Here is a 3,269-nt window from a genome sequence, read left to right as displayed (position 1 = left end):
GTTGATCCGGCAAAGATTCCATACCCATGTGGGGATAGTGAAAGAACAGGATAGAGGGCAGTGTAAGCTAGCGTAAAAACCGTGCCAAGAATTGCAATTGTAGCTGCTCCTACTACCGTTTCTTCATCTTTTGCATCGATTTGCTGGGCGATTGCTACAACCGCTGCTGCTCCGCATATAGCAGTACCACAGGCTGTTAATATAGAGAGATTTTTGTTTACATGTAACTTGCGAGATAGTAAATATACGACCACTAACGTAAATAGGATTTGAATGACAGCAATGAAAAAAACAGCTGAACCAGCATGAACAATATCGATTAGGTTTACACGCATTCCTAGTAAAATAATCCCAACACGCAGTAGCTTTTTACTGGAAAAAGAAGTTCCGCTTAGTATATAGGGCTGGACACCGGCTATGGATGCCCATAGGGCGCCAAGAAGAATAGCAATGACAAGTTGCCCCATAATTGTAAAAAAAGGAAGAACAGCAATATATTTTGCTGCCAGTGCTATAAGAAACGTTAATAAAATGCCAAGTGTTAATCCATATTGTTTTGTAATTTTTTGTAAAATGGTTGGTTCCATACTTATCACTCCTACGTAGATTCCAAGTTAACTATAACGAGTATATAATGATAAATAAAATATATATTTTCTATCTCAATCATTAAAAAATCGTATAATAAAGAAATAGACAGGAGGAACGAAATATGAAGGTAGATACTCTTGAAATTTTCATTGCAGTAGTAGAATTGAAGAATTTCTCTCGTGCTGCTGAGCTATTACATGTAACGCAGCCTAGCGTAAGCGTAACGATCCGTAATTTGGAAAATGAATTTGGAACTAAGTTGTTACATCGTTCCCCGAAGTATGTACAAGTTACAGAAGCGGGTAAAAGGTTGTATGTGCATGCAAAACAAATGGTTTCACATTATGAAGAGGCAAAACAAGAAATTCATAACTTAATGCATGTAGTAACGGGTACATTGCGAATCGGGACGAGTTTTACGATCGGAGAATACATCCTTCCGAAAGTGCTAGCCGAATATGTGAAACAATATCCACTAGTAGACATTCAAGTCATTATTTCAAATACGGAAGAAGTGATACGAGGATTAGAATCCAATCAATATGATATTGGATTAATCGAAGGGAAAACCACTCATACTCATATTGAGGTAATCCCATTCATGCAAGATGAAATGATAGTTGTAGCTCCTGTTCATCATCATTTGTCACGATTTCGAATAATCAAACCGTCATTGTTACAAGATCAAGTCTGGATTCTAAGAGAACAGGGGTCAGGTACTCGCACCTATAGCGATGCGTTCATAGAGGAACTGCATCTCCAAATGAATCGTTCATTTATTTTTAGTAGCATACAAGGAGTGAAGGAAGCAGTTATGGCAGGCTTAGGAATTGCATTATTATCAAAATGGACGGTACGAAAAGAGCTAGAAGCAGGAGAACTATGTTCATTACCTATACAAAATAAACGTACATATCGCCCGTTTTCCTTCGTTCGAAATAAACAAGTTCATCAATCGAAAGCAACTGAAATGTTTATTCAGAAAATGGAGCAGTTTGTAATTGTACATTAGGAATATGTATTTTTCTTGAAAGGAATAGGAGTTGACAAAAAGAATAAAGCCATTTAATATATACCCCATAAGGTATTTAAGTTATATGCTAATTTGCTTTCGATTTTTCGTTACACACTAAATAAAATGAGGGTGAAATCATGAGTACCAGTACAATCATTAATATTGTATTAATGGCGTTAGCAGTTTGGCTCATCGCGCAGCGTTTTATACCAGTTAAGGGGATTAAGAATATTACGACTGGGACATTAAGAAATGAACTAGGGAAACGTGATAAGCAGTATGTGGATGTACGTACACCTGGGGAATTTAATGGAAACCATATTCAAGGGTTCAAAAACATTCCTTTGAACCAACTAGCGAGCAAATCTAGCAGCTTAAAAAAGGAACAAGAAGTAATTGTTATTTGTCAAAGTGGAATGAGAAGTAAGCAAGCAGCAAAGCTATTAAAAAAGCAAGGATTCCAAAATATTACGAATGTAACTGGCGGAATGAGTGCTTGGAGATAAACTAATAAGATAAAAAGGGAGAGAAATGATAATGAAACAAATTACAGCGAACGATGTAGCAACAAAACTTGAAAATGGAGAAGCACTAAATATTATTGATGTTCGTGAAACATCAGAAGTAGCACAAGGAAAGATTAGCGGTGCTGTAAATATTCCACTTGGACTAATAGAATTTCGCTTAAACGAGCTAGATAAAAATAAAGAATATATTATTGTTTGTCTTTCTGGCGGTCGTAGCAGTATGGCTACAAGCATTCTAGAAAGCCAAGGATTTAATGTGACAAATATGATAGGCGGCATGATGGCTTGGCAAGGACCAGTTGAATAAGAGTAAATAGAAAGTAATACAATGTAAAAAAAAGCCGAGAATGCATGGTTCTCGGCTTTTTTTATGCAATTAATACAGAAACTTTAAACTTTTAAGGAGAAATTAAGGAAAAAAATGAATAATGACTGTATTCAAATTATTCTTCTCTATAGAGTTCATATATAGTTTTAAATAGTACAACCATATATCTCTCAGTTTTTGATGCCGAACTAAAGGGAATACTTTTTTTGAACTCTGGATATACAAAAAATTCTAAAAAATAATAGTTATACATGTTTCGATTTATTGGTTGGTAGTGGTAAAGTGAAAGATGAAGCATCGCATTGTTTTTATTCGTAACAGTAGGGAGATAACGATATGCGTTTATTAGTCGTCGAGGATAATATTTCATTATTACAATCCATAGTAGAAATAGTAAGTGATGAATTTGAAGCAGATAGTGCTTCAAATGGTGAAGATGGATTGTATTTAGCGCGTCAGAATATTTATGATGCCATTTTATTAGATGTTATGCTACCCGGGATGAATGGATTTGAAATTATTCAGCATCTGCGTGAGGAAGAAAACCATACACCTGTATTGTTTTTAACAGCAAGAGATTCTTTGGAGGATCGTGTGAAGGGACTAGACTATGGCGGAGATGATTATCTTGTTAAGCCTTTTCAAGCACCAGAACTGATGGCTCGTATCCGCGCCTTGTTACGTCGAAGTGGAAGTCTTACGATGAGTCAAACTTTAGTATATAAAGGTATGGAATTGTTTAATAAAGAAAAAAGTGTAACTATTGATGGAGAGGCAATTAAGCTAACATTTAAGCAGTATGAGCTTC

General features: G+C 35.6%; 5 protein-coding genes. 4 read left to right on the top strand and 1 reads right to left on the bottom strand.

The window, feature by feature from the left end; translation table 11 throughout:
• Positions 1-587: YeiH family protein (locus AC11ZT_RS11570; RefSeq protein ID WP_484059739.1), on the bottom strand; the 587-nt coding region annotated here is incomplete at its 3' end.
• A gap of 125 nt (positions 588-712) precedes the next feature.
• Here AC11ZT_RS11570 and AC11ZT_RS11565 point away from each other — a divergent pair.
• From AC11ZT_RS11565 to AC11ZT_RS11550, 4 genes are all read left to right on the top strand, one after another.
• Positions 713-1,603, top strand: a complete 891-nt coding sequence (locus AC11ZT_RS11565; RefSeq protein WP_484059738.1) for a LysR family transcriptional regulator — start codon at positions 713-715, stop codon at positions 1,601-1,603.
• A 140-nt stretch (positions 1,604-1,743) separates the two neighbouring features.
• A complete protein-coding gene (locus AC11ZT_RS11560; protein ID WP_484059737.1) occupies positions 1,744-2,112 on the top strand; it encodes a rhodanese-like domain-containing protein in 369 nt (122 codons plus the stop codon).
• Positions 2,113-2,143: 31 nt separating this feature from the next.
• Positions 2,144-2,440: a rhodanese-like domain-containing protein gene (locus AC11ZT_RS11555; RefSeq protein WP_484059736.1), complete on the top strand. Its 297-nt coding sequence runs from the start codon at positions 2,144-2,146 to the stop codon at positions 2,438-2,440.
• 357 nt (positions 2,441-2,797) lie between these two features.
• Positions 2,798-3,269: response regulator transcription factor (locus tag AC11ZT_RS11550; protein WP_484059735.1), on the top strand; the 472-nt coding region annotated here is incomplete at its 3' end.

It is taken from the genome of Ectobacillus sp. (assembly GCF_056992975.1).
The sequence above is the reverse complement of the archived record's forward strand: the minus strand, read 5'-3'. Positions and strand labels throughout refer to the sequence as shown.

Excerpts from the sequence above, each read along its gene's own strand:
- AC11ZT_RS11565 (WP_484059738.1), top strand. The coding sequence starts at position 713 with ATGAAGGTAGATACTCTTGAAATTTTCATTGCAGTAGTAGAATTGAAG.
- AC11ZT_RS11560 (WP_484059737.1), top strand. The coding sequence starts at position 1,744 with ATGAGTACCAGTACAATCATTAATATTGTATTAATGGCGTTAGCAGTT.
- AC11ZT_RS11555 (WP_484059736.1), top strand. The coding sequence starts at position 2,144 with ATGAAACAAATTACAGCGAACGATGTAGCAACAAAACTTGAAAATGGA.